The following is a 25,162-nucleotide window of genomic DNA, read 5'->3' as shown; positions in this document are numbered from 1 at the left end:
GCGCTGGCCCGCCGGCCCCACGGCCGGGCGTCAGCGCCCGAGCAGGCCCTTCAGCTTGTCGCCGACCTGCTGCTGGACCTTCTCCTTCGCCTTTTCCTGCAGCTTCTGCGTCTGTTCCTCAACCTTGGCGCGCGCGGCGTCCTTGACCAGATCGCCGAACTCGATCTTGTAGTCCAGGCTGGCGAACGGCCCGTACAGGCGCACCGGCACGGTGACGCCCCTGAGGTCGGCCGCCGCCTTGCCGTCCTGACCCTTGCTGGTTGCCGCAAGCGTCACCTTCGCAAGGTAGTCGAGACTGGACTTCGGCAGGTCGATGGTGCCGGCACCGGCCAGGCGCAGGAAGGGCGAGCTGGCCGTCAGATCGTCATTGCGTGCGATGCCGTCCTTGATGCGGAAGCTGGCGCTCATTTCCGAAAAATCGGTCTTTTCGGTCGTGTTCGCCTTCTGCGCCGCCGACGTGCCGCCGCCCAGCGCCGCCTTCGCCTCGCGCAGACTTTTCGCCAGATTGATGCCGCGGATGGCGCCATCGCGCAACTTCAGCGAGGCGCTGCCGTCGAGCGCCTTCTTCAGCGCACCGACCGTGCCGCCGGCCGTCACCAGATCGAGCGACACGTTGCCGCGGCCTTCCAGCAGGTCCTTGTCCGCCGCATCCTTGAGCAGCGGATGGATGTCGATGTCGGCCAGGGTCTGCTTCAGCGCAATGCGGTTGCCGTCGGCGTTCAGGCTCAGCGCGCCGCTGGCGGTGCCGCGGTAGAGCGCCGCCGACAGCGGTGCGACATCGACCTTGCCATTGGCCGCCTTCACGGTCAGCCGCACATTCGTCATCCGAACGCCGGACACCTGCAGTTCGCCCACCTTGACGCTGCCGCTGGCGTTGAGGTCGCGCAGCGCCGACAGGTCGACCGGCGTGTCGTCGGCATTGCCGGCCGGCTTGGCGTCCGCCTTCGCCGGCGGCAGGTAGCGGTCGACATCGAGGCGATCGATGTCGACATCGAAGTTCAGCGCCAGCGGATCGAACCGGGTGGCGCCGAGCTTCAGCTTGATCTGGCTGTCGTCGAGCCGGGTGGCGAGGTCGAGCGCCGCGATCTGCTTGCCGACGTCGGCCTGCAGCGCGCCCTTGACCGGCAGCTTCACCGTCTTCATCGGCAGCGCCGGGTGGGCGACATCGACGGTGCCGTCCAGCGCCGGCAGATCGATGGCCGGGCCATCGATGCGCACGTTCAGAGGCGTCTGCAGCGAGGCCTTGACGGTGGCGTCGTTCATGCGCGCATCGACGTTCAGCAGCAGACCGCTGGCGCTGACCGCCTCCGCGCTGCCCTCAAGCCCCTTGAACTGCAGCGCCAGATCCGCGGCGCGCGCCTTCGATTCGAGCCGCGCGCTGAAGCTGACATCGCCGCCGCGCAGTGTGCCGTCCGCCAGCTGAACCGCCGGCGCCGCAAGCTTGGCGCTCAGCGCCTCGCCATCGCGGGTCGCCACGGCGTCGAGCTGCAGCTTCTGCAGCTCCAGCTGTCCTTCGCCCGCCAGCGCGATGCGGGAAGCACCCAGCGTCGCCTTCAGCGCCTGCAGATCGAGCGCTTCGCCATCGACCCTCGCGCTCAGATCGTCGAGCGCATAGCGCTGGGCCGGCAGATCGTAATCGTAGGTGGCGGCCAGCACGATGCGGCTGTCGATGGCCGGTTGCGTGGACTTCAGGTGCGCCGCCAGATCGAGTTTTCCGCGCGCGGCATTGGCCAGCTTGCCGAGCGACAGTTCGATCTCTTCCAGCTGGTGCGCGGCACCCGAGGCCTCATCGCGGAAGGCCAGCGCGGAACGCGACAGTTTCAGTCCGGCGACGTCGAACCTGACCGGCGAACTGTCATCGCTGTCGTCGGACAGCAGGTCGCTGAAGTTGAAGCTGCCGTCCTTGTGCCGCGTGATCTGGATGTAGGCCCCTTCGATGCGGATTTCGTCCACCACCAGTGAGCCCGACAGCAGCGGCATCACCGCGACCGACACGCGTGCAGCGTCGACCTGTGCGAAACGTTCGGTATTGCTGTGCTCTGACAGCGTGGTGCGACCCAGACGTAGACCGAGATTGGGGTAGAAGGACAGGTCGACATCACCTTCGATGTCCAGCGTGCGCTGCTTCTGCTCCTGTACGACGCGCTTCAGTTCGTCCTTGAGCTTCGCCGCATCGAACGTGATGGCGACGTAGAGCACGACGGCGGCCAGCAGCGCTGCAATACCGCCCAGCGCGAATGCTGCGTATTTCAGTACTTTCATGCCTTCTCCATGCGAAACAGGCGGACCGGGGTCGCCGACCTCCGGCCACGCCGCGGCGCGCGCCGCCAGGCGGGCGCACTTCAGGACATGGCAGGCGAATCAGGTAACGACGAACCGCGGCGCGCGATGGCGACCGTTCAGGATGACAGCGCCCGAGCGGACACTCGATGAGCACGATGGTCCGCGAGCGTAACAGAGAAGCCTGCGCGCCGGCCGGGGCGCAGCGCACACAGTCGCCTGTGCTATCTTCGCGCTGGCTGCATACGTCAGACATCCCCACCGAAAGAGGAGAACCGCATGAGCTTCATGTCCGAATTCAAAGCCTTCGCCATGAAGGGCAATGTGGTCGACCTGGCGGTCGGCGTCATCATCGGCGCAGCCTTCGGCAAGATCGTCGATTCGGTGGTCGCGGACCTGATCATGCCCATCGTCGGCGCCCTGTTCGGCGGCCTCGATTTCAGTCAGTTCTTCATCGTGCTGAAGGACGTGCCGCCGGGCGTGCCGGAAACACTGGCCGAGCTGAAGAAAGCTGGCGTGCCGGTGTTCGCCTGGGGCAGCTTTCTCACCGTCGCACTGAATTTCGTCATCCTCGCCTTCATCATCTTCATCATGGTGAAGCAGATCAACCGGCTGAAGCGCGAGGAGCCCGCCGCGCCGGCGGCGCTGGCCGAGCCGCCGGAAGAGGTCGTGCTGCTGCGCCAGATCCGCGACTCGCTGCAGAAGTAACAGGCGGTCATCAAAAAGAAAAAAGGAGCCGCGAGGCTCCTTTTTTTCTTTGGTGCGCCTAGGGCTCAGGCAGCCGGCTGTTCTTCCGCCCGCTTGCCGTCGTCGGCGACGCGCTCCAGCCGATAACCGTAGTTGTAGGTGGAGGCGAGGCGGTAGCCATTCTCCGGCCGCAGCGCGAGCTTGGAGCGCACGCGCGACATGTGGGTGTCTACGGTGCGCGTCGGCACGTCGCCCTTGCGGCCCCACAGCGATTCAAGCAGGTGGCCGCGCGACACCAGGCGACCGACGTTGCGGAACAGGAAAACGGCCAGTTCGAACTCGCGCTCGGTCAGGTCTATCACCTCGCCGTTGAGGCGGGCGGTGTGCGAATTCATGTCGAACTGGTAGGGCGCGGCGTCGATCACCGGCTGATCGGCCGGCGGACGGCTGCGTCGCAGCACGGCTTCGATGCGGGTGAGCAGTTCCATGCGCCGGGCCGGCTTGACGATGTAGTCGTCGGCGCCGGCTGCCAGCGCGGTCACGATGTCGTTCTCGTCCTGCCGCGCGGTGACGAAGATGACCGGGGTCGTCAGCCCGCGCTCGTTGCGCAGCCAGCGCAGGACATCTGCGCCAGGCAGATCGGGCAGCTCCCAGTCGATCAGCAGCAGGTCGTAACTTTCCCGCACGGCTTCGCGCATCAGGTCGCGCGAGCGCATGAAGGTGTGGATGTCATGGCCGGCGGCACGCAGCCAGCTGCCAAGGATTTCGACCTGTACCGGGTCGTCTTCGAGCAATGCTATTCGGGCGGTCTGCACGGCGATTCTGTATCCGTAGGAAATAACCGGTTCAGAAAGCGTTCACGGCACGCGCAACGCGGACTGAAGGGTGACTGTGTAATTTCGTGACCTCCGGCCTGCAGGGCAGTATGCCCCAGTACGCGGGTCAGCGCATCCGTTCGCCATCGAACAGACTGTGCATCCAGTCCAGCCAGCGCCGCGCCGGCTCGCCCTCCGCCGGTGCCCAGGTCGCGAATTCCGCCTCGGTCAGCGCACGGTAGGGTCCGGCTTTCGCCTCGAACATGACAGAACCGGGTTCGAGTGCCACCAGACTGTGAAATTGACCGTGCGCGATATCGACACCGAAGCGCTCGCCATCGGGCGCCAGCACGCAGGTTTCCTGCACGGCACCGCTGTCGTCGAAAAGGATGCAGCCCAATCGACCCTTCACGCACAGGATGGTTTCATCCTTCAGCGGATCGAGATGTCGGTGGGGTCTGACATAGCTATCGGGTTCGATCGCATTGAGCAGGCGGTGCGCCGGATGATCGTCGTGTGGATGGAAGTTGCGGTTCATCCGCCGGCGCGGGCTGCGCTGCGCCTCGGCTACCACGGCGTCGAGCAGTGCCCGGTCGAGCCAGCGCGCGCTCATGCGACGGCCCTCCGGTCACTGCGTGACCACCTCCCCGAGGGAGGACGAGCGCCCTCTTCGGGCGGCCGGGCGAGGGCGCTCATAAACCGGCACTCATGCGTAGGCCACCGATACCGCGTCGGCCGGCAGCCAGTCGCGCAGACCGTCGAACAGCGCGTCGTCGAGCCTAACCCGCCACGGATCGCCGAAATCGAGCGGCGCGACGGCGTCGTCGCTGCGGTAGTGCAGGCGAACAGCGCAACCGCTTTCGGCGCGGAAAGGTTCGAGCAGACTGCGCAGCCGCGCGCAGGCGGCGTGCGCGCCGAGCGCGGCCACTTCGCCGTTCAGCTTCAGTTCGAGCCGGCGCGCGAAGCGGGCACGCGCCTCGCCGGCACTGAGCAGGCTGTCGGCCACCACGCGCATCGAATTCGAATATTCATCGAACTGCGCCCTACCCTCGACCACCAGCACCTCGTCCTCGCGCAGCTTGTTGCGCGAGGCTTCGTACAGTTCGTTGAACACCGACACCTCGATCTGCGCCGTGCCATCGTCGAGCGCCACGAAGGCCATCTTGCCGCGACGCGTCATCTGCACGCGCGAACTGACGACCAGGCCGGCGACCACGGTCGGGTCGCGCGACGATTCGAGTTGGGCCAGCTTGCGCCGGGCGAAGCGCGAGAATTCCTGCGCGTAGCTGTTGTACGGGTGGCCGGACAGATAGAAGCCGAGTGCCTGCTTTTCGTTGGCCAGTTTTTCGCGCTCGCTCCACGGCTTGACCTGCACATACTCCGGCGCGCGCGCGCCGGTGCCGCTTGGGGCGTCGTCGAACAGGCCGCCCTGGTGCGCGTTGGCCGCCGCCTGTTCGGCCGCTTCCATCGCCAGCGCGACGCTGCTCATCAGCGTGTTGCGGTCGTGCGGCGTGCCGGCGATGGTCGCGTCGAAGGCGCCGGCGCGGATCAGCGCCTCGATGGTGCGGCGGTTCACCATGCGACGGTCTACGCGCAGGCAGAAATCGAAAATGTCCTTGAACGGCCCGCCCGACTTGCGCGCTTCGAGGATGCAGTTCACCGCCTGTTCGCCGGTGCCCTTGACCGCGCCGAGGCCGTAGCGGATTTCGCTGCGCGACACCGGCACGAAGCGGTATTCAGACTCGTTGACGTCCGGCGGCAGGATGGTGAGCCGGTTCTTCTTCGCGTCGAGGTAGAAGATGTTCACCGTGTCGGTGTTGTCCATGTCGGACGACAGCGACGCGGCCATGAAGGCGGCGCAGTGGTGGGCCTTCAGCCAGGCGGTGTGGTAGGTGACGACGGCATAGGCGGCGGTGTGCGACTTGTTGAAGCCGTATTCCGCGAACTTGGTCATCAGGTCGAACAGCTGTTCGGCCAGTGCCGGGTCGTAGCCCTTCTCCTTCGCACCGGCGGCGATGGTTTCGCGGTGCTTGGCCATCTCCTCGGGCTTCTTCTTGCCCATGGCCCGGCGCAGCATGTCCGCGCCACCGAGCGTGTAGCCGCCGATGATCTGCGAAATCTGCATCACCTGTTCCTGGTACACGATGACGCCGTAGGTCGGCGACAGGCAGGCTTCCAGGTCCGGGTGAAAATAGTCGATCGCCTGCTGGCCCTTCTTGCGCAGGATGAAGTCATCCACCATGCCCGAGCCGAGCGGCCCCGGGCGGTAGAGGGCCAGCACGGCGATGATGTCTTCGAAGCGGTCGGGCGCGAGCTTGCCGAGCAGCTTCTTCATGCCTTCCGATTCAAGCTGGAAGATGGCGGTGGTATTGGCGTCCTTCAGGATCTGGTAGGCGGCCGGATCGGTGAAGGGCAGGCTCAGCAGGTCGGGCCGTTTGCCGGTCATGCGCTCGATGTAGTCGACCGCCAGCTCGATAATGGTCAGGTTGCGCAGGCCGAGAAAGTCGAACTTCACCAGGCCGATGGCTTCGACGTCGTCCTTGTCGAACTGGCTCACCGGCGAGGCGTCGTCGCCGTCCTGTTGGTAGAGCGGGCAGAAGTCGGTCAGCTTGCCCGGCGCGATCAGCACGCCGCCGGCGTGCATGCCGACACCGCGGGTGAGGCCTTCCAGCGGTTCGGCCAGGCGCAGCAGTTCGCGCACCTCCTCTTCCGCCTGTTCGCGCTCGGCCAGCTGCGGCGCCTGTTCGCGCGCCTCGGCCAGCGACAGCGGCTTGTTCTGCACCACCGGGATCAGCTTGGACAGCTGGTCGCAGAAGTTGTAGCCCATGTCGAGCACGCGGCCGACGTCGCGGATGACCGCGCGCGAGGCCATGGTGCCGTAGGTGGCGATCTGGCTCACCGCGTCGGCGCCGTACTTCTGGCGCACGTACTCGATCACCTTCCAGCGGTTGTCCTGGCAGAAGTCGACGTCGAAGTCGGGCATGGACACCCGCTCCGGATTCAGGAAGCGCTCGAACAGCAGCGCGTAGGCCAGCGGATCGAGATCGGTGATGCCGAGCGAATAGGCGACCAGCGAACCGGCGCCCGACCCCCGTCCGGGGCCGACCGGCACGCCGTTCTTCTTCGCCCAGTTGATGAAGTCGGCCACGATCAGGAAGTAGCCGGGGAAGCCCATCTGGATGATGGTGTCGCACTCGAACTTGAGCCGCGCCTCGTATTCCGGCCGCTTCTGTTCGCGCAGCGTCTCGTCCGGATAGAGCTGGGCCAGCCGCATTTCCAGGCCCGCCTTCGCCTCGGCGATCATGAACTCGTCGATGGTCATGCCGGGCGGCGTCGGGAACTGCGGCAGGTAGTTCTTGCCCAGGGTCAGCGTCAGATTGCAGCGGCGCGCCAGTTCGACCGCGTTGTGCAGCGCTTCCGGAATGTCGGCGAACAGCGCCGCCATTTCGGCCGAGGTCTTGAAGTACTGCTGCTCGGTGAAATCACGCGGCCGGCGCTTGTCGCTCAGTACATAACCCTGGGCAATGCAGACGCGCGCCTCGTGCGCCTTGAAGTCGTCCGGCGACATGAACTGCACCGGATGCGTGGCCACCACCGGAATGTCCATTTCGGACGCCAGCGCGCAGGCGTCGGCAATATAGGTTTCGGTGTTCGGGTGGCCGGCGCGCTGCAGTTCGATATGGAAGTCGCCATCGAACAGCCGCAGCCATTCGGCCGCCGCACGGCGTGCCGAATCCATATTGCCGGCCAGCAGCGCCATGCCGACGTCGCCCAGCATGCCGCCGGACAGCGCGATCAGGCCGGCCGTGCCCTCGCCGTCGCGCTCCAGCCACTCGCGGCGCAGCTCGGCGCGGCCGCGGTACTTGTTTTCCAGGTAGGCACGGGTGAGCAGCCGGCACAAGGTGCCGTAGCCCTCGCGGTTGCGCGCCAGCAGCAGCAGGCGATGCGGCTTGTCGCGCTCGGCGTCGTTGCTGACATAGACATCGACCGCGCAGATCGGCTTCACGCCCTTGCCGCGCGCCGCCTTGTACAGCTTGACCAGGCCGAACACGTTGGCGAGATCGGAAATGGCGATCGCCGGCATGCCGTCCTTCGCGGCGGCCTTGACCGCTGCATCGACGGTGACGATGCCATCGACCACCGAGTACTCGCTGTGGATGCGCAGGTGGACGAAAGGTGTGGGGGCCTCGGCGGCCGGGGAGAGGGTGGTGCTGTCGGAGCTCATCCCGCGATTTTACTCGGCCACGCCGAACGTAACGACTGCAGGGGTGACTGCGCTAGCATCGTCGCTTTCCGTCACCGCCGGACACCATGCGCCGCCACCTCCTGACCCTCGCGCTGCTCGCGCTCGCCCTGCCCGCCGCCGCACAGAAGGACCGCGACTGGCCCACCTTCGGCCTCGACCACGCCAACACGCGACTGGCCGACGTGCCGGCCATCACGCCGAAGACGGTGAAAAAGCTGTTGCCGAAGTGGATCTACCAGAGCGGCGTCGCCGCCACCTTCCAGGCGACGCCTATCGTCACCGGCGGCAGGATGTATGTGTCGCTGCCCGGTTCGCACGTGGTCGCGCTGGATGCGCGCAGCGGCGCCGAGCTGTGGCGCTATACGCACCGAAAGCGCACGGAGAAGCTGTGCTGCGGCCCGGCCAATCGCGGCGTCGCGGTGGACGACGGCCGCGTGTTCGTCGCCACTGTCGATGCCCGCCTGGTGGCGCTCGACGCGGCCACCGGCAAACCGGTCTGGGACATCGAACTGGCGCGGCCGGACGAAGCCATCACCGAAAGCGGCGAAGGCATCAAGGGCGAAGTCGGCGGCGGTTCAGGCGTCGGTGCGGCCGCGGCGCCGCTGGTGGTGGACGGCAAGGTGATCGTCGGCATCAACGGCGTCGGCTACGGCCTGCACATCGACGCCCAGGGACGCGCCGGCCAGCTGGCGGCGGTGGTGGGCATCGCCGGCAAGTACGGCGGCATCGGCTTCCTCGCCGCCTTCGACGCGAAGACCGGCAAGCGCGTGTGGCAGTTCGACACCGTGCGCAAACCTCAGGACGGCGGCTGGGAGGGCGATTTCGTCGAGCGCACCGCCGATGGCCTGCCGCTGAACCGCAATATCGCCGAGGAACGCGCCAATGCCGGCAAGTACGCCGACGCCTGGGAATACGGCGGCGGCTCGGTGTGGAACGCGCCGGCCTACGACGCGAAGACCGGCCTGCTCTACTTCGGCACTGGCAACCCGAGCCCGCAGATCAATGACAGCACTCGCCCGGGCGACAATCTCTATACCGCCTCGCTGGTCGCCATCGACGCGAAAACGGGCCGCCACGCCTGGCACTTCCAGCAGATTCCGCACGACAAGTGGGGCTACGACGTGGCCAGCCCGCCGCTGCTGTTCGAGCACCGCGAGGCGGACGGCCGCGTCGTGCCGGCGGTCGGCCAGGCGTCCAAGCTGGGCTGGTTCTACGTGCACGACCGGGCCAGCGGAGCCCTGCTCTACAAGTCCGACGCCTTCGTGCCGCAGGACAATCTGTTCGCCGCCGCCAGCCGCGAAGGCACACGCATCACACCGGGCGTGGCCGGCGGCGTGAACTGGTCACCGGCCGCGCTGGACACGCAGCGCGGTCTGGCCTTCGTCGCCGCCATGCACATGCCGATGCGCTACTGGATCAAGGAAAGTGCGGCCACCGCCGACAAGCCGGCGCAACGCTACGACAGCATGGAACCGGCGGACGAGGCGCAATGGGGCGTGCTGGCGGCGATCGACCTGAAGAAGCGCGGCCGGCTCAAGTGGACGGTGAAGACCGGTCAGCCGCTGATCGGCGGCGTGCTGGCGCTGAAGTCCGGCGTCGTGTTCACCGGCGAAGGCGACGGACATCTGTCGGCCTTCGACAGCCTCTCGGGCAAGCGGCTGTGGCGCTTCCAGACCGGCGCCGGCGTCAACGCGCCGCCGATCGCCTACGTGCTCGACGGCAAGCCCTACGTCGCGGTGGCCGCTGGCGGCAGCGCGATCTGGGGCTACCGCCAGGGCGACGCGGTCGTCGTGTTCGGGCTGCCCGACTGACCGCGCCGCGCAGGCTCAGGACGTCTTGAGCAGACGCCTGAGCGCCGGTGGATCAAGCCGCATCACGTACTCCAGCCCGTCGACCTCGTCGATGAAGGAGGCGATGCGGCGGAAACCGGTGCTGGCCAGCAGCGAGCACGAGGCGAGATTGTCCGGCCGCACCGAGGCGATGAAGCGCGGCACGCCCTGATCGAGATGTGTCCAGCGCAGCAGCGCGACCAGCGCCTCGCGCCCGTGACCGCGGCGGCGGTGCGGCGGATAGATGGTGTAGCCGGTCTCGACGCCATCCGGCGCATAGGGCAGCAGATATTCCGGCGCCGGCCGCGTGTGGAAGCCGGCGTGACCGATCATTTCACCGCTGTCGCGCAGGGCGATGGCGCGCACCGACCACGGCGCGTAGTCCGGGTCGGCTTGCAGGTCGGCCAGGCGCAGTGCCGCCAGATCGGCCTCGGCGAGCCAGTCCTCGGCCACCGTCAGACCGATCAGCGCCGACAGGTGCGGCACCCCGCAGCCGTCGGCCGACGCCTGCAGGAAATCCGCGCTCATCGGTCGCAGCAACAGTCTCGGGGTCAGGATATCCACGGTCGGGCAGCATCGGACGTTACGGGGCGAAGAAGATAGCCGGTCTGACGACGCCCTTCCAGCCCGACTGGAAATGGTGCATTGCGTTCACAAATTTTTCCCCTAAAGAAACTTTCTTGATCGTCGTCAACCCCTTCTCACTCCAGAACGAGGTCGATCATGAATCTGCACGCCCTGAGTCTGCGCACCAAGCTGCTGGCATCCACCGTCATCACCGTCCTGCTCTGCTTCTCGGTCACGCTGGGTGTGCTCGCCTGGCGCAGTCACCAGGCGGTGCTGGAACAGGGTCTGGCGCGCGCCGAAAGCGTGGCGGCCTCGGTCGCCCACGACGTCGGCGCCGATCTGGACGAAGCGATGGCGGTGTCGTCCACGCTGGCGCTGTCGCTCGAAGGCCTGCACGCCAAGGGCACGCCCGACCGCGACGCGGTCAGCCGTCTGCTGCGTCGCACGCTGGAAGGCCGCCCGGCATTGCTGGGCGTCTACACCGGCTGGGAAGCCAACACCTTCGACGGTCGCGACGCCGACTTTGCCAGCAGCCCCGGTCATGACGCCAGCGGCCGCTTCGTGCCCTACTGGAGCCGCAGCGGCGACAAGCTGTCGGTCGAACCGCTGGTCGATTACGACAAGCCGGGCGCCGGCGACTACTACCAGCAGCCGAAGAAGACCGGTCGCGCCTATCTCGCCGAACCGTACGAATACGTGGTCGGCGGCAAGAAAATGCTGATCACTTCGCTGGTCAAGCCGCTGGCCGTCAACGGGCGCTTCGCCGGCATCGCCGGCGTCGATATGGCGCTCGGCCAGCTGGCCGAGGATCTCGGTCGCATCAAGCCCTTCGACGTCGGTACCGTTGCGCTGTATGCGCCGTCCGGCCTCGTCGTCGCACACGCCGACGCCGCCCGCATCGGCAAACCGGCCGCCGATCTGCCGGCCGACGCACTGGCCGCACTGGGCGAAGGTCGCAGCCTGCAGTGGCGCGACGCCGCCGGCGTGCGTCATTTCCTGCAGCGCGTGTCGCTGAGCGACGGCGACGCCTGGTGGGGCAGCGTGGTGTCAGTGCCGGAAGACGTGATCACCGCATCGGCCAACGCACTGCGCAACACCGCCATCGTCATGGGCATCGTCAGCGTGCTGCTGACCGCCGGCGTGCTGTTCGCGCTGCTCGGCGCGATGACGCGGCCGCTGGAAACCCTGGCCGACGCGATGCAGGCGCTGGCCAGCGGTGAAGGCGACCTGACGCGCCGCCTGCCGGAGACCGGTAGCCGCGACGAGCTGGGTCGTGTCGCCACCTCGGTCAACGCCTTCCTCGGCAGCCTGCAGCGCATGTTCATCGAAGTGCGCGACCAGAGCCACACGCTGGTCGGCGGCATCCGCGAAGTGTCGGACGCCACCAGCCACATCGCCGGCAGCTCGCGCTCACTGGCCGGCACCACCGGCGACAACGCGGCAACGATCGAGGAAATCACCGTGTCGATCGGCCATATCGCCAGTCACGCCAATGACGCCAATGGCGTCATGCTGGACACGCACACCGCGTCGCAACGCAGCGGCGAGGCAGTGCGCGGCATGCAGACGCATATGCGCGACATCGCCGGCAGCATGGAAACGTTGGCCGGCTCGCTGACCGGCCTGGCCGAACGTTCGGTGCAGATCAACGGCATCGTGCAGGTGATCCGCGAGATCGCCGACCAGACAAATCTGCTCGCGCTCAACGCCGCGATCGAAGCCGCCCGCGCCGGCGAACAGGGCCGTGGCTTCGCCGTGGTGGCCGACGAGGTACGCAAGCTGGCCGAGCGCACCAGCAACGCCACCACCGAAATCCGCGACATGATCGCTGCCATGCACAGCGAAACCGACCGCGCGGTGGAGAGCATGAACAGCACGCGCGAGGCGGTCGAATCGGGCGTCGAACGCGCCGCCCGCGTGGCCGAGGAAATCGGCGGCATCGAAACCGGCATGCAGCGCGCCGCCGAACGGGTACGCGAGATCGCTGAAGCGACGCAGGAACAGTCGGCCGCCACCACCGCGCTGGCGCAGTCGGCGGAACAGGCGTCCGAAGTGGTGCAGAACACCGACGAGGCGATACAGCGCACCTCGGCCACGTTGTCGCAGATCGGCCGCGCCTCCGATCACCTGGGCGAACTGGTCGGGCGCTTCAAGCTGTAATCCACGGCGCGGGCGGGAAGATATCCCGCCCGGGTCGGCGCAGGACTACGCTGTCCTACGCCGGACACCCACAGCCCTCATGGCAGCGCACACCTAGGATGAGGACTCGGCGGCAAGTCGCCGCACTCATTACCGAGGAGACGTCATGAGCAATCGCACTGTCATCGAAGTCCTGAACACCCTGATCGAAACCTGCAAGGACGGCGAGTACGGCTTCAACGAATGCGCCGAACACGCCCAGGCCGGACAGCTCAAGGCGCTGTTCAGCAACCGCGCGCTGGAATGCCGTGCGGCCGCACTCGAACTTCAGCAGATCGTTGCCGCGTCCGGCGGCGAACCCGATACCAGCGGCACCGTGAGTGGCGCCCTGCATCGTGGCTGGGTGTCGCTGCGCAGCGCATTGCCAGGCGACGACAACGTCGCCATGCTGAACGAGGCCGAACGCGGCGAGGACAAAGCGCTGCAGCGCTACCGCGAAGCGCTGTTCCAGCCGCTGCCGTCCGACGTGCGCATCGTGGTGCAGCGCCAGCTGGCCGGTGTGCAGCGCAACCACGACCAGATCCGCATGCTGCGCGATCAGTACCGCGCCGTGGCCTGACCGGCCGCGTCCCCCGCAACGGGGACCGCCTGCGGGCGGTCCCGCTTACCACCTCTTCCATCCCCTTCCGCAGCAGTCAGCGCTTCAGCATCGACCGCGGCGTAGCGGTTCTCAACGCGACAGCATGGTCGCCAGCGCGATGACGACGAACACCAGCAGCCCTGTCCCGGCGATGGTGATGACGCTGACGCGCAACCTGAGCGCACCGATCTCGCCCACCAGTTGCGCGTTCTGTTCGGCCAGCGTGCGGATGAGCTGGGACGAGGCGAGCGCCTCCTTCTGCAACTCCGTCACCGCCTGTTCCAGCGCAGCGATGCGCACGTCGTCGCTGGCGCCGGGCGGCGCGACGACGGATGGCTCCTCACCCTTCTTCCGCTTCTTCGCGACACGCTCCCACAGCGCGTTGGCGCCCTGTACGACAGACGGTGCGGCGGCAATGACGTCGCCCCAGGGGACCGCCTTGACGGCGCCGAGCAGACTGATGGACATGGATGGACCTCGACGGATAGCTGGAGCGTCAGCCTACGTTCACCACTTCGCCAGATCAATGCCGAAGGTGAACATGACGCCGGCGGTGCCGAGCAGCGCCACCTGTGCATTGAAACGGTCGACCTGATAGCCGAGCGCCGGAATGACGGCGAAGGCAACGCCATTGTGGTTGAACGGAATCTTGTCCTCGTAACGGCCGGTGTAGCCGAGCAGTGCACCGGCGGTCACCTTCACATAGAGATTGGAGCTGATCGAATCCAGATCCCAGCGCTTGCCGGCGTAGTAGTACTCGGTCGGCTGGTCGAAGGAGTTGCGCAGGAAGGAGGCGCCGGCCAGCCACTGCGACGGCGCCATGTATTCGAGGCCGATCAGGCCGGGCGTGTTCTTGTGGTCCGGATCGTGGTCCCAGTGGTGAACGTAGGGACCGAGCTGCAGGCTCAGCACATGGTTGCCCTCGTCGGCGAAAGCCGGTGCGGCAACGATCAGACAGGCGCTGGCGAGCAGCGCGTACCGCGTATTTTTTTTCGATTGCACGATGCCTTGCCCTGGATGGAATATGAATGGGGCAGGCATGGTGCCGGTCATGTTCCCGCAAACGATGAACGCAATGTTGCCGGATGTTTCACCGCGCGTCGCGCCGACGGCCGATCCAGTGATCAACCGACAGCATGCCCGGTCCGAAGGCGAGCACCGCCAGCAGGCCGGCACCCCACCACAGGTGCGATTGCACCGCGGCCGGGCAGTCGAAGGCCCACAGCGCAGGGTATGCCAGCAGCGCCATCGCGTTCACCACGGTGAGGCCGAGCGCGGCGAAGCGTCCGGCCAGTCCGATGGCGAGCAGCGGCGGCAGCAGCAGTTCGCCGGCCGTACCGAGGAAAGCGGCCAGCGCCGGCGGCAGCAACGGCACCGAATACTCCTCGGTGAACAGGAAGAGCGTGGTGTCCCAGTCCTCGATCTTGGTCAGACCTGCCTTGAAGAAGATCGACGCAATGTAGAGCCGCAACGCGAGCAGCAGCAGTGGGCGCCCGAAATCGGCCAGACGTGCGAACGGCGCGGCAAAGTCGTAGAGGCGGATGACGGCATTCATGTGGGCTCTCCCTGAGCGTCGGGTGCGCGCAGCCAGCCACAGGCGATGGCCTGCGACACGGCGGCGGCGAGGTTGAATCGAAAGTCGCTTGCGCTGGCAGCAGCCCAGGCTTCGCCGAAGGGCATGTCATCGAGCACGGCCTGCCAGAGCGCATGCGTGGCCGGGTCCAGTGCACAGACGCGCACGCGGTAGCCGTCGCGCCAGACGGCAGCGCACTGCGGCCGGCCGAGATCGATGTCGAAGGTGTCGCCGGCGTCCGCCTGGTGCTGCAGCCAGATGTCGGCCACCGGCCAGCGGCTGGCCTGCAGCGCGAAACCCGGCGTCATGTGCAGGCGCAGGTCGGCCAGTGCCTCAGTCGCCAGTCCGGCGAACAGTTCGCCGCCGGCCGGCCGCACATCGGCGGCCATCGTCGCCTGGTGCACCAGCCATTCGAGGCGGGCGACGTCGGGCAGATAAGGCAGTTCGCGCACCGGTTCGAAATCATCGAGAAAGTCAGCGAAGCGCTCGCCGTAACGGTTCAGATCGCCGTCACGCGACGGCTGATCGTCGCGATAGCGGCGCGCCAGCGCGTCGAAATAGTCGTCGCCGGTGATCAGTCGGCAGACCGGATAGGCCAGCCGCAGCGCCGCCGTGACGTTGGCGATCGAGGTGGCGCGGTAGATTGACAGCAGCGCGAGATTGCGAACGTCGTTGCCCGCCAGCAGCGGCAGCGCATCGTGCTCGCCATCGACCGAAGACAGCGCGGCGCCGAAGCGGCGCTGGACTTCAAGCAGCGCGGGCACGAGGGTGCTCCGCATGATGGCCACCGATGAGGTCGGCCTGTGCCGCCTCGGCCAGCAGCACGTCGAGATCGGGCAGGTCGGTGTCCCACTCGATCAGCGCCGGCGCGATAACGCCGCGCGCCCGCACGTCGCGCAGCAGCGCCCATACGTCATCGCAGACGCGGCTGCCGTGGGTGTCGATCAGGCCGTGTTCGGTCACTGCGTGACCGGCCAGATGGATTTCGCCGACCGCGTTCATCGGCAGGCGGTCGAGCGCGTCCAGAGGGTCGCCGCCGAAGTTGCGCGCATTCACGTACAGATTGTTCAGATCGAGCAGCAGACCGCAGCCGGTCAGGCAGACCAGCTCGGCCAGGAAGTCGGCTTCGCTCATCGTGCTGTCACGGAACTGCACGTAGGCGGACAGGTTTTCGAGCAGCACCTGCCGCTTCAGCCTGTCCTGCAGCGCGGATACGCGGACGGCAACCAGCGCCAGCGCCTCGCTGGTGTAGGGAAAGGGCAGCAGGTCGTTGTAGTGACGGCCGTCGATGCGCCCCCAGCACAGGTGTTCCGACACCAGCGCCGGCTCGAAGCGATCCACCAGCGCGGCCAGCCGCTCGACGTGCGCATCGCCGCCGCCGTCGGCCGACGCCAGCGCCAGACCGACGCCGTGCAGGCTCAGCGGGTAGCACTCGCGCGCTCGCTGCAGCACCTGCAGCGCAGCGCCGCCGTCGTGAAAGAAGTTCTCGCTGTGCACTTCGACGAAGCCCAGCGGTGGGCGCTCTTCGAGCACACGTGCATAGTGCGGCTGGCGCAGGCCGATGCCGGTTGGGGAGGACATGATCATGATCGACTGCCGGCGCGGCGGGCGCGCCGGCTGCGCTCCGATTACTTGCCCGGCGCCATCGTCTTGCCGCCCATCTTCTCGCAGGTGCCGGCGGCGACGAACTTCCATTCGTTCGGGTCGTTGTCCATCTTGGCCTGTCCGGCGCAGCTGTGGCTGCCGTTGGCCGACGCGCAATCGTTGGCGCCCTTCTTGGCGACGCCGTAGCACTTCTCCTTGCCCTTGTCATCGGCGGCGAAAGCCGGGTTGGCGACCACGCCCAGTGCGAGGACGGAAGCGAGTGCGGCATGCAGTGCGACGGATTTGCTCATTGATGTACTCCTCTGAAGTGACAGGCTTTAAGCCGCCTGAATGGCTTTGCACGGCAGTAGACCTGCGGCCGGCGACAACCTTACCGCCGCCGTCGTGAAATATTTCGCGGTGCGCTCACCACAGCCAGGCAGCACCGCGCACGCCCGACGAATCGCCGTGCAGCGGCGGCCGCAGACGGGTGACGAAGCGGTCGGAAAACACATGCGGCACCCACATCCGCGGCACCTGTTCGTACAGCCGCCCGATCGAGGACAGGCCACCGCCCAGCACAATCACGTCCGGATCGAGCAGATTGATGAGACCCGCCAGCGCCCTCGCCAGCCGCGCTTCGTAGCGCTGCAGCGTCGCCTCGCAGGCGGCGTCGCCGTCTGCCGCGCGGGCGACGATGTTCTCCGGCGTTGCCGTGTCGCCGCTGATCCGCAGATGATCGGCCGCCAGCGCCGGACCGGACAACCAGGTTTCGACGCAACCGTGGCGGCCGCAATAGCAGGCCGGCGCCAGACCACCGGTGTCGTCGCCCGGCGGCAGCGGGTTGTGCCCCCACTCGCCGGCCACGCCATTGGCACCCTGCAGCACGCGACCGTGGACCACGACGCCGCCCCCGACGCCGGTACCGAGGATGACGCCGAACACGACGTCGGCACCACGGCCAGCGCCATCGACCGCCTCGGACAGCGCGAAACAGTTGGCGTCGTTCGCCAGCCGCACCTCACGACCGAGCGCCGCTTCGACGTCCTGCTTCAGCGGCTGGCCGTTGAGACAGGTCGAATTGGCGTTGCGCATGCGGCCGTCGACTGGCGACTGCGAACCCGGTGTGCCGATGCCGACGCTGGCGCGCACGCCCAGTTCGCGCTCGGCCTGCGTCACCATCCCGGCTATCAGCGCCACCGTCGCCGCGTAGTCGCCGGCAGGTGTGGGCGCGCGCCGGCGCAGGCACACGGCGCCGTCATCGTCGATGGCGATCAGCTCGGTCTTGGTACCGCCGAGATCGACGCCTATGCGCATGGCGCCGCCACCGCTTTCCGCGCGACAATCGCGTTCGCCTTCAACAGGATTCCCGCTCTCATGATCATCACTTTCAAGTCACGTGCAACCGCCGACACCCTCATGTTCGGCGACAACGCAAAGCAGCTGCTGTCGCTGATGGGCAAGTCATTCGACACCAAGGGCATTATCACGCTGGAGCAGCTGCCGGCCGCGATCGATGCGCTGAAACAGGCCGCCGCCGCGAGCCGGGACGCCGAGCGCGCCCAGCCGCAGGACGACGACGGCGCCGACGAAAAGCCGCCGGCCATGGTGATGCCGGTGTCGCTGGCGCAACGCGCCGCACCGCTGATCGAACAGCTCGAACGTTCGCTGAAGGCGAAACAGCCGGTGATCTGGGAAAGCTGAGGACACTCAAGGCGCGGCGGCGCCGGTCGTTGATGTGTGCGATACCGACTGTTCACCCGACGACACCCTCAGCACATCATGCCGACCACCACAGCCCCCCCGGTACTCGACGACGCACGATTGGCCGAATTGCAGGACATGCTCGGACCAGTCATCGGCGAAGTACTGCGTGCCTGGCTGAACGACACGCCGCGCACGCTGCAGACCGTGCGCCGGGCAATGCACGACGGCGAACTCGGTAACGCCATCTGCGCCGCGCATGCGCTGAAAGGCAGTTGCAGCAATGTGGGTGCGGCCAGCCTGTCGGCGAGCGCCCAGGCGCTGGAATGCGCGCTGCGAGAGGGCGGCGCCGATTGCAGCGCAGCAACGATCGCACTGGCGCAGCTCGACAGCGAGTACGACAATGCGGCCCGTCTCATCACCGCCCGTTTCCGCCTATGACCGAAATGCTGTCGGCTGCATCGCTCGACGAGGATGTCGCCCCCGTTCCGCCCACCATGCCGATGGACTCCGAGTGCTGCGAATCCGGTTGCGAGCGCTGCGTATGGACCGTCTATCAGGAAGAAAAGCTGGAGTACGAACGCCGCTACGCAGCCTGGCTGCAGCGGCATCCGGAAGAACGCCCGCGCCTTTAAGCGGCGCGGGCGCAGGTTGGATCAGCCCTGCGGCGACCCGATGGTGGTCTTGTTGATGAATACCGCCCGGTCGATCGGCACCACCCAGACCAGACCGTCGCCGGTCTGGCCGGTGCAGGCAATGCTGATGATGCGACGCACGATGTCGTCGACCTTCTCGTCGGGCGCGACGATTTCGATGCGCACCTTGGCGGAGTAGTCCGTCAGCTCCTCCTTGATGTTGTGCGGCGTGTGTTCGCTCGGCGCACCGAAGCCCTCGACCTTGCTCACCGTCATGCCCGGAAAGCCCGGCATTTCACGCAATACGGTGCGCAGTTTCGGCAGCTTGTTCGGCCGGATGATGGCGCGAATTTCCTTCATGTCGTCTCTCCGTCTTCGATGTTCGCTCAAGCTTCAAACGGCTTGTCGTCGAACCAGGTGTACAGCGCCGGTACCACCACCAGCGTAAGCAGCGTGCAGGTGATCAGACCGCCGATCACCACGATGGCCAGCGGACGCTGGACTTCGGAGCCGGGACCGGTGGCGAACAGGAAGGGCACCAGGCCAAGCAGTGCAACGGTGGCCGTCATCATGACCGGCCGGAAGCGCATCTTGGCGCCCTGCACCACCGCCTGCATCAGCTCCATGCCCTCGTTGCGCAGACCGCGGATGTAGGACACCAGTACCACGCCGTTCAGCGTCGCGATACCCCACAGCGCGATGAAGCCCACCGACGCCGGCACCGACAGGTACTCGCCGCTGACGAACAGGCCGATCACGCCGCCGATCGAGGCAAAGGGCAGCACGGTGATGATGAGGGTGGCGAAACGCAAGGACCCGAACAGCAGGAAGAGCAGGAAGAAGATGGCCGCCACGGTGATCGGCACGATGACCGACAGGTGGCCGAGCGCGCGTTCCATGTTCTGGAACTGGCCGCCCCATTCGAAGTAGTAGGCCTCCGGCAGCTGCACCTGGTCCTTCACCTTCTGCTGCAGTTCGGCCACGAAACCGCCGAGGTCGCGGTTGGCCACGTTGATGCCGATGACAATGCGGCGCTTGCCGGTTTCGCGCGAAATCTGCGCCGGGCCATCGCGTACGTCGATGGTCGCCAGGCTGGACAGCGGGATGGCTGCGCCCTCCGGCGTCGGCACCAGCATGTTGCGGATGGCCTCGATGTTGTCGCGGAAGCGCTCCGGCAGACGCACCACCGCGGCAAAACGCCGCTCGCCCTCGAACACGTCGGTCACGTGACGGCCGCCGATGGCCGCTTCGATCAGGTCGTTCACGTCGCCCACATTGAGGCCGTAGCGAGCGATGGTCGGGCGGTCGATCTCGACCGTCAGATACTGCTGGCCGGTCACGCGTTCGATCTTGATTTCGCTCGCGCCCTGCACACCGCGCGCCACGCGCGCGATCTCGTCAGCCTTCGACTTCAGCAGGTCGAGGTCGTCACCGAAAATCTTCACCGCGACGTCGGCGCGTACGCCGGTCACCATCTCGTCCACGCGGTCGGAAATCGGCTGCGCCATGATGATGTTCACCCCGGGCAGCGCCTTCAGCTTCTCGCGGATCTGCTCCTGGATGGTTTCCTGCGTCCAGCCCTCTGGCCACTCGTCACGCGGCTTCAGCGACACGATGGGCGTCGACTCGTTCTGCGACTGCGGATCGGCCGGCGACTCGCCGCGACCGACACCGGACACCGCGGACTTCACACCCGGCACTTCCATCACCAGGCGCATCGCCTCGCGCTCCATGCGCAGCGATTCCTGCAGCGAAATGTTGGGCACGCGGTCCATCGCCGGCACCACCGAACCTTCCTTCATTTCCGGAATGAAGGCGGTACCGAGGAAGGGCAGCAGCAGGATTGCGCCGATGAAGGCCGCCACTGCCAGCGACACCGTCTTCTTGCTGTTGGCGACCGCCCACTCGAGCATCGGCACATACGGCTTCTTCATCATGCGGATGAGCCAGGTGTCGTGATCGGCACCGCCCTTGAGCAGATAGCTGGACAGCACCGGCGTCAGCGTCAGCGACAGCACCAGCGACACGAACAGCGCGATGGCGATGGTATAGGCCAGCGGCGCGAACATCTTGCCTTCCATGCCCTGCAGCGTCATCAGCGGCAGGAACACCAGAATGATGATGCCGATGCCGAAGATGACCGGTGTCGCCACCTCCATCACCGCCGACAGGATGACGCGGATGCGGCTTTCGCCTTCCTCCTTCGCGTGGCCGAGGCGCTCGAAGGCGTTCTCGACCACCACCACCGAACCGTCCACCATCAGACCGATGGCGATGGCCAGACCGCCCAGCGACATCAGGTTGGCCGACAGCCCGAGCTGGTTCATCGCCATGAAGGTGACCAGCGGCGTCACCACCAGCGTGGCGATCACGATGACCGACGAACGCAGGTCGCCGAGGAAGAGGTAGAGCACGATGACGACGAAGATGACACCTTCGATCAGCACCTTGATCACCGTGGCCAGCGCCGCATCGACCAGTTCCGAGCGGTCGTAGTAGGGCTCGATCTTCAGGCCGCCGGGCAGCATGTTGTTGTCGTTGATGTCGGCCACCTTCTTCTTGATGTCCGACACCACGGCCTTGGCGTTGCCGCCGGCCATCATCATGACGACGCCGCCGACCGCTTCGGTGGTGCCGTTCTTCACCACCGCGCCGACGCGTACCGCGTGACCGAAGGCCACCTCGGCGACGTCGCGGATGAACACCGGCGTACCGTTGATCTCCTTGACGACGATGAGGCGGATGTCGTCCAGATCCTTCACCAGACCAACGCCGCGGATCAGGTACTGCTCCGCGTTCTGCGGCAGCACGCCGCCACCGGCATTGGCGTTGTTGCGCGCCAGGGCCTCGTACACGTCCTTGACCGTGAGCTGGTAGTGACGCAGACGATCCGGATTGACCAGCACCTTGTACTGCTTCTGGTAGCCGCCCTGCGAGTTGATTTCCGCCACGCCGCGCGTCGAGCGCAGCAGCGGACGCACCACCCAGTCCTGGATGGTGCGGCGCTCGGTCAGTTCGGCCTGCGTCAGCTCGCGCTCGCCGTCGTCCGGACGCACCAGCGTGTACTGATAGACCTCGCCCAGACCGGTGGACACCGGGCCGAGCACCGGCACCACGCCGGACGGCATGCGGTCACGCACTTCGAGCAGCCGTTCCATCACCAGCTGGCGCGCGAAATAGACGTCGGTCTTGTCGGTGAACACGAGCGTGATCAGCGACAGGCCCGGCTTGTTCAGCGAGCGCATTTCGGTCAGGCCGGGCAGACCGGTCATGCCGATTTCGATCGGCACGGTGATGAAGCGCTCGACCTCCTCCGGCGAACGGCCGGTGGCGTCGGTGGCGATCTGCACCTGCACGTTGGTCACGTCGGGGAAGGCATCCACCGACAGCTTGCGCGCCGCGTCGAGGCCGAAGGCCAGCAGACACAGCGCGACGACGACGATGACGAGGCGCTGTTTGAGCGCCCCGCGCACGAGGGATTCAATCATGGCGTCTCCAGTTCATCCGTTCAGCGTTGGCGCGAAGTCGTGCGGTTCTCATTCGAGTTCCTTGCGCTTGCGCTCGTTGTTCAGATGAAAGGCGCCCTCGGTCACCACCTTCGTGCCTTCGGCCACGCCGCCCAGCACCGGCCGCATGGTGCCGATCGCCGGGCCGAGCGCGACTTCGGTCAGCTTGAACTGCTGCGGACCGACCTCAACGAACAGATAGTCCTTGTTGTTCTCGCGCACGATGGCGGTGTCGGGCACGACCAGACGCGCGGTCGGCCGTCCCTGGATCAGCACCGTCGCCAGCATCGCCGGCTTCAGCGAACGGTCGCTGTTGTCCAGCTCGCTGCGCACCATGATGGTCCGCGTCATCGGATTGACGGTGTCGGCGATGAAGATGAGCTTGGCCGTCAGCTGCTGGCCGAGCGCCGGGATCTCGACCTGGATGGTCTGGCCCGGCCGCACCGCAGCGGCCTGCTGTTCAGGCACTTCCGCCTCGACCCAGACGCGCGACAGGTCGGCCACCGTGAACATGACCTCGCTCGGCTGCACCACCTGACCCTGGGCGACCAGGCGTTCGACCACGGTGCCGGCCATCGTCGCCACCACCGGCGACACCGAATTGATGGCCCCGGTCGACGTGAGCTTCTCCAGCGACTTCGACGACACGCCGAGCACGCGCAACTGGTCGGCGGCGGCGCGCATTTCGGCGCGCGAAATCGACAGTTCGCTCTCGCGGCGCTGCAGTTCGGCGCTGCCGATCACGTCGGCGGCGAACAGCTGCTGCGCGCGCTCGACATTGCGTTCGTTCAGCTGCGCCTGCGCACGCGCCTTCATGTAGGCGAGCTGGGCGGCACCCAGCTCGGTGCTGTTGAGCACCGCCAGCGTGTCGCCCACCTTCACCTGCTGGCCCAGCATGGCGGTCAGTTCGGTCACCCGGCCGGTCACCGTGGCGCCGATGCGGGTCACGCGCTGTTCGTCGAAATCGACCTGGCCGGCCACGCGCAGCGTGTCCGACAGCTCCATGCGGCTGACCGTGCCGAGCTTGATGATGTTGCCGAGGTTGTCACCGGCCTGGACCAGATTGGGGTCGACCGGCGCCGCGGCGGCCGTCGGTGCCGCGGTATCGGATTCTTCGGAGCAGGCGCCGAGCAGAAGGGAAGCGCCGAGCAGTCCGGCGCACAGCAGGGGACGTTGGATAAGTTTCATGACGGATCGGAATGTGGATGAATTCGTTGTGCGTGAGCCGGATCAGCGCAGGGCGCCAAGGCGTTCGATTTCGGCGACGGCATTGATCAGTTCGTAGCGGGCGCTGATCAGCTCGTTGCGGACGGCGCGGAAGGTGCGCTGCGCATCCAGCACTTCGAGGATGCCGCGCTCGCCGAACTTGTAAGCCGCCTCGGCCACCTTCAGCGCCGCCTCGGCCTGGCGCACGATGCCGCTCTCCAGTGCCGACACCTGGGTGCGCGACAGGTCGTACTGCCGGTAGGCGGCGTCAAGCTGCTGCTGCAGTTCGAACATGCGCCCTTCGAGTGCCATCCGATTGCGTTCGCCGATCGCGCTGGCCTGGGCGATCTGTCCCTGGCGGCGGTCGAACAGCGGAATGCTGACGGCGACGCCGATGCGGTTGGCTTCGTATTCCGGATCCTGATCACGACCGAGCTTGAACGACAGCTCCGGCATGCGGCGCAGTTTCTCCAGTTCGATCTGTTCCTTCGCGCGCTCGATCTCGGCGCGCAGACGGGCGATCTCCGGATTGCGCGTCAGCATGTCCTCGCGCAGCTTTTCCAGCGGCGGCAGCTCGACGTCGTTCACCAGGTCGCCCTGCAGTTCGTAGTCGAGCGGCAGCACGCCGCCGACCAGTCCGCGCAGCCGCGCCTTGGACTGCGCAATGCGCAGCTCAGCCGCGTCGGCGTTCTTCTGCGCGCTCAGCAGTTCGGTATCGGCGCGGATCAGTTCGTAGCGCGGTGCTTCCCCGGTATTGACCCGCACCTCGACACGGTTGCGGATGGCCTTGGCCAGTTCGAGGTCCTCGCGAGCGGCGCCCAGTTCGCGCTCGTGGCGAATGACTGCATAGAAGCTCTGCTTGAGGCGGGTCAGCAGATCCACCTCGTATGCCTGGGCACCCGACATGGCCGACGAGATGCCCGCTTCGGCCACGCGCAGGCGGGCGTCGCGCTGCGACGGGTAGTCGAAGCGCTGCGACAGCGTGATCGAACCGAGCGAACCCGGCGCCAGATTGGGACCGCGCGAATTGCGGTCACCGCCCATCACTTCGAGTTCCGGATTCGGATAGGCGCGGGCGGTCAAGGTGTCGGCGCGGCTGACATCGACGTCGGCACGTGCGGCGCCGAGCGATGCGTTGGACTGCAGGGCCAGCGTCTGCAGCTGGCCCAGGGTGTAGCGCTCGGCGGCCCCTGCCGCGTGCGCACACAGGCCGAGGGCGGCCAGAAGGGCGATGGCTTTTGTTTTCATGAGTCTGATGCCCTGACGGGAACGATGAAACAGGCGAACACGCCTGCGCGCACGGCATGCCGCGCAGGTCGTGAAGAAACGGATATGGACGGCGCCCGCGATGACGGGCGGCCGCGCCTCAGCCCAGCCTGGGCGGGCGCAACGGAACCCGGTCGGGCTCGGGGTCCTGCAGGACGAGGGCAGAGGCGATCTGTTCGGGGCGCGCCTGACCGCGCGCGCGCTGCGGCACTTCGGCGACGAAGGGGTCCGGCGGATCGCCCGCCAGGTCCAGACGGTGCATCAGCGCACCGTAGGCATCGGTCGGGGTCGCGTCGGGAAATTCGAAAGACGCACAGCTCACGCACTGTTCCGGTGCATCGGCGAGCGCACGCTGCCCGGCCCATAGGGCAGACAGCGCAAACAGCAGGACACCGATCAACAGGAAGGCTCTGGCGGAACTCATGAGGCGTTCGGACGCGCGGCACAGAATTTAAGTTCCCTTTCATGAAACCACTGTTTCAACT

The 25,162-nt window shown here is 66.7% G+C and carries 24 protein-coding genes; 7 read left to right on the top strand and 17 right to left on the bottom strand.

The features are described 5' to 3' along the window. Nucleotides 1-30: 30 nt before the first annotated feature. The gene (locus tag METFAM1_RS0115525) at nt 31-2,262 is read right to left on the bottom strand and encodes an AsmA family protein (RefSeq protein ID WP_019916317.1); all 2,232 of its coding nucleotides are present in this window, start codon (nt 2,260-2,262) and stop codon (nt 31-33) included. Between the two features lie 297 nt (nt 2,263-2,559). Between METFAM1_RS0115525 and mscL the strand changes: the two genes are divergently transcribed. Next, complete coding sequence (gene mscL, locus METFAM1_RS0115520) at nt 2,560-2,988, top strand: large conductance mechanosensitive channel protein MscL (RefSeq protein WP_019916316.1); 429 nt, start codon at nt 2,560-2,562, stop codon at nt 2,986-2,988. A gap of 65 nt (nt 2,989-3,053) precedes the next feature. On the opposite strand, the gene METFAM1_RS0115515 is transcribed toward mscL, so the two are convergent. From METFAM1_RS0115515 to dnaE, 3 genes are all read right to left on the bottom strand, one after another. Beyond that, complete coding sequence (locus tag METFAM1_RS0115515) at nt 3,054-3,782, bottom strand: response regulator transcription factor (RefSeq protein WP_232416092.1); 729 nt, start codon at nt 3,780-3,782, stop codon at nt 3,054-3,056. Between the two features lie 127 nt (nt 3,783-3,909). After that, complete coding sequence (locus METFAM1_RS0115510; protein ID WP_019916314.1) at nt 3,910-4,395, bottom strand: WbuC family cupin fold metalloprotein; 486 nt, start codon at nt 4,393-4,395, stop codon at nt 3,910-3,912. Between the two features lie 93 nt (nt 4,396-4,488). After that, complete coding sequence (dnaE, locus tag METFAM1_RS0115505; RefSeq protein ID WP_019916313.1) at nt 4,489-8,007, bottom strand: DNA polymerase III subunit alpha; 3,519 nt, start codon at nt 8,005-8,007, stop codon at nt 4,489-4,491. 86 nt (nt 8,008-8,093) lie between these two features. Here dnaE and METFAM1_RS0115500 point away from each other — a divergent pair, with 86 nt between their 5' ends. Continuing rightward, the gene (locus tag METFAM1_RS0115500) at nt 8,094-9,839 is read left to right on the top strand and encodes a pyrroloquinoline quinone-dependent dehydrogenase (RefSeq protein ID WP_019916312.1); all 1,746 of its coding nucleotides are present in this window, start codon (nt 8,094-8,096) and stop codon (nt 9,837-9,839) included. A gap of 15 nt (nt 9,840-9,854) precedes the next feature. On the opposite strand, the gene METFAM1_RS0115495 is transcribed toward METFAM1_RS0115500, so the two are convergent. Then, nucleotides 9,855-10,421: a GNAT family N-acetyltransferase gene (locus METFAM1_RS0115495; RefSeq protein WP_269745027.1), complete on the bottom strand. Its 567-nt coding sequence runs from the start codon at nt 10,419-10,421 to the stop codon at nt 9,855-9,857. 159 nt (nt 10,422-10,580) lie between these two features. On the opposite strand from METFAM1_RS0115495, the gene METFAM1_RS0115490 reads away from it, so the two are divergent. Together METFAM1_RS0115490 and METFAM1_RS0115485 are read left to right on the top strand one after the other, a co-directional pair. After that, nucleotides 10,581-12,584 carry a methyl-accepting chemotaxis protein gene (locus tag METFAM1_RS0115490; protein WP_019916309.1) on the top strand — a complete coding sequence of 668 codons (2,004 nt, stop codon included), beginning with the start codon at nt 10,581-10,583 and terminating at the stop codon, nt 12,582-12,584. A 145-nt stretch (nt 12,585-12,729) separates the two neighbouring features. Continuing rightward, a complete protein-coding gene (locus METFAM1_RS0115485; RefSeq protein WP_019916308.1) occupies nt 12,730-13,182 on the top strand; it encodes a PA2169 family four-helix-bundle protein in 453 nt (150 codons plus the stop codon). Nucleotides 13,183-13,293: 111 nt separating this feature from the next. Here the strand turns inward: METFAM1_RS0115485 and METFAM1_RS0115480 are convergent, their stop codons facing one another. The 7 genes from METFAM1_RS0115480 to METFAM1_RS0115450 form a co-directional block, all read right to left on the bottom strand. Further along, entirely contained in the window at nt 13,294-13,671 is a 378-nt protein-coding gene (locus tag METFAM1_RS0115480) for a hypothetical protein (RefSeq protein ID WP_019916307.1), read from the bottom strand. Between the two features lie 39 nt (nt 13,672-13,710). After that, nucleotides 13,711-14,205, bottom strand: coding sequence for a hypothetical protein (locus METFAM1_RS0115475; protein ID WP_027490935.1), 495 nt, complete (start codon nt 14,203-14,205; stop codon nt 13,711-13,713). Nucleotides 14,206-14,293: 88 nt separating this feature from the next. Beyond that, nucleotides 14,294-14,758: a DoxX family protein gene (locus tag METFAM1_RS0115470; protein WP_019916305.1), complete on the bottom strand. Its 465-nt coding sequence runs from the start codon at nt 14,756-14,758 to the stop codon at nt 14,294-14,296. Next, entirely contained in the window at nt 14,755-15,540 is a 786-nt protein-coding gene (locus METFAM1_RS0115465; protein WP_024300754.1) for an HvfC/BufC N-terminal domain-containing protein, read from the bottom strand. The genes METFAM1_RS0115470 and METFAM1_RS0115465 overlap by 4 nt, the downstream gene beginning before the upstream one ends. Continuing rightward, nucleotides 15,524-16,357 carry an MNIO family bufferin maturase gene (bufB, locus tag METFAM1_RS0115460; protein WP_232419784.1) on the bottom strand — a complete coding sequence of 278 codons (834 nt, stop codon included), beginning with the start codon at nt 16,355-16,357 and terminating at the stop codon, nt 15,524-15,526. Before bufB ends, METFAM1_RS0115465 begins: the two co-directional genes overlap by 17 nt. A gap of 47 nt (nt 16,358-16,404) precedes the next feature. Next, entirely contained in the window at nt 16,405-16,671 is a 267-nt protein-coding gene (locus tag METFAM1_RS0115455) for a BufA1 family periplasmic bufferin-type metallophore (protein ID WP_019916302.1), read from the bottom strand. 115 nt (nt 16,672-16,786) lie between these two features. Continuing rightward, nucleotides 16,787-17,677 carry an ROK family protein gene (locus METFAM1_RS0115450; protein ID WP_019916300.1) on the bottom strand — a complete coding sequence of 297 codons (891 nt, stop codon included), beginning with the start codon at nt 17,675-17,677 and terminating at the stop codon, nt 16,787-16,789. A 60-nt stretch (nt 17,678-17,737) separates the two neighbouring features. Here METFAM1_RS0115450 and METFAM1_RS0115445 point away from each other — a divergent pair, with 60 nt between their 5' ends. The 3 genes from METFAM1_RS0115445 (at nt 17,738) to METFAM1_RS0115435 (ending at nt 18,699) form a co-directional block, all read left to right on the top strand. After that, nucleotides 17,738-18,064, top strand: a complete 327-nt coding sequence (locus tag METFAM1_RS0115445) for a DUF1840 domain-containing protein (RefSeq protein WP_019916299.1) — start codon at nt 17,738-17,740, stop codon at nt 18,062-18,064. A 78-nt stretch (nt 18,065-18,142) separates the two neighbouring features. Further along, the gene (locus METFAM1_RS0115440; RefSeq protein ID WP_027490934.1) at nt 18,143-18,505 is read left to right on the top strand and encodes an Hpt domain-containing protein; all 363 of its coding nucleotides are present in this window, start codon (nt 18,143-18,145) and stop codon (nt 18,503-18,505) included. Then, the gene (locus tag METFAM1_RS0115435) at nt 18,502-18,699 is read left to right on the top strand and encodes an oxidoreductase-like domain-containing protein (RefSeq protein ID WP_019916297.1); all 198 of its coding nucleotides are present in this window, start codon (nt 18,502-18,504) and stop codon (nt 18,697-18,699) included. Before METFAM1_RS0115440 ends, METFAM1_RS0115435 begins: the two co-directional genes overlap by 4 nt. Nucleotides 18,700-18,720: 21 nt before the next feature. Here METFAM1_RS0115435 and METFAM1_RS0115430 read toward each other — a convergent pair whose 3' ends face one another. The 5 genes from METFAM1_RS0115430 to METFAM1_RS0115410 all read right to left on the bottom strand — a co-directional run bounded on the left by METFAM1_RS0115430 (nt 18,721) and on the right by METFAM1_RS0115410 (nt 25,101). Beyond that, a complete protein-coding gene (locus tag METFAM1_RS0115430) occupies nt 18,721-19,059 on the bottom strand; it encodes a P-II family nitrogen regulator (RefSeq protein ID WP_019916296.1) in 339 nt (112 codons plus the stop codon). 26 nt (nt 19,060-19,085) lie between these two features. Further along, the gene (locus tag METFAM1_RS0115425; protein WP_019916295.1) at nt 19,086-22,187 is read right to left on the bottom strand and encodes an efflux RND transporter permease subunit; all 3,102 of its coding nucleotides are present in this window, start codon (nt 22,185-22,187) and stop codon (nt 19,086-19,088) included. Between the two features lie 48 nt (nt 22,188-22,235). Further along, the gene (locus METFAM1_RS0115420) at nt 22,236-23,393 is read right to left on the bottom strand and encodes an efflux RND transporter periplasmic adaptor subunit (protein WP_019916293.1); all 1,158 of its coding nucleotides are present in this window, start codon (nt 23,391-23,393) and stop codon (nt 22,236-22,238) included. Between the two features lie 42 nt (nt 23,394-23,435). After that, entirely contained in the window at nt 23,436-24,659 is a 1,224-nt protein-coding gene (locus METFAM1_RS0115415; protein ID WP_019916292.1) for a TolC family protein, read from the bottom strand. A gap of 118 nt (nt 24,660-24,777) precedes the next feature. Beyond that, nucleotides 24,778-25,101 carry a hypothetical protein gene (locus METFAM1_RS0115410; RefSeq protein ID WP_019916291.1) on the bottom strand — a complete coding sequence of 108 codons (324 nt, stop codon included), beginning with the start codon at nt 25,099-25,101 and terminating at the stop codon, nt 24,778-24,780. Between the last annotated feature and the right edge of the window lie 61 nt (nt 25,102-25,162).

The organism is Methyloversatilis discipulorum (genome assembly GCF_000527135.1).
In the GTDB taxonomy this organism is placed as follows: domain Bacteria; phylum Pseudomonadota; class Gammaproteobacteria; order Burkholderiales; family Rhodocyclaceae; genus Methyloversatilis; species Methyloversatilis discipulorum.
Note: the sequence above shows the minus strand (reverse complement) of the source record. Positions and strands in the feature narration are given on the sequence as shown.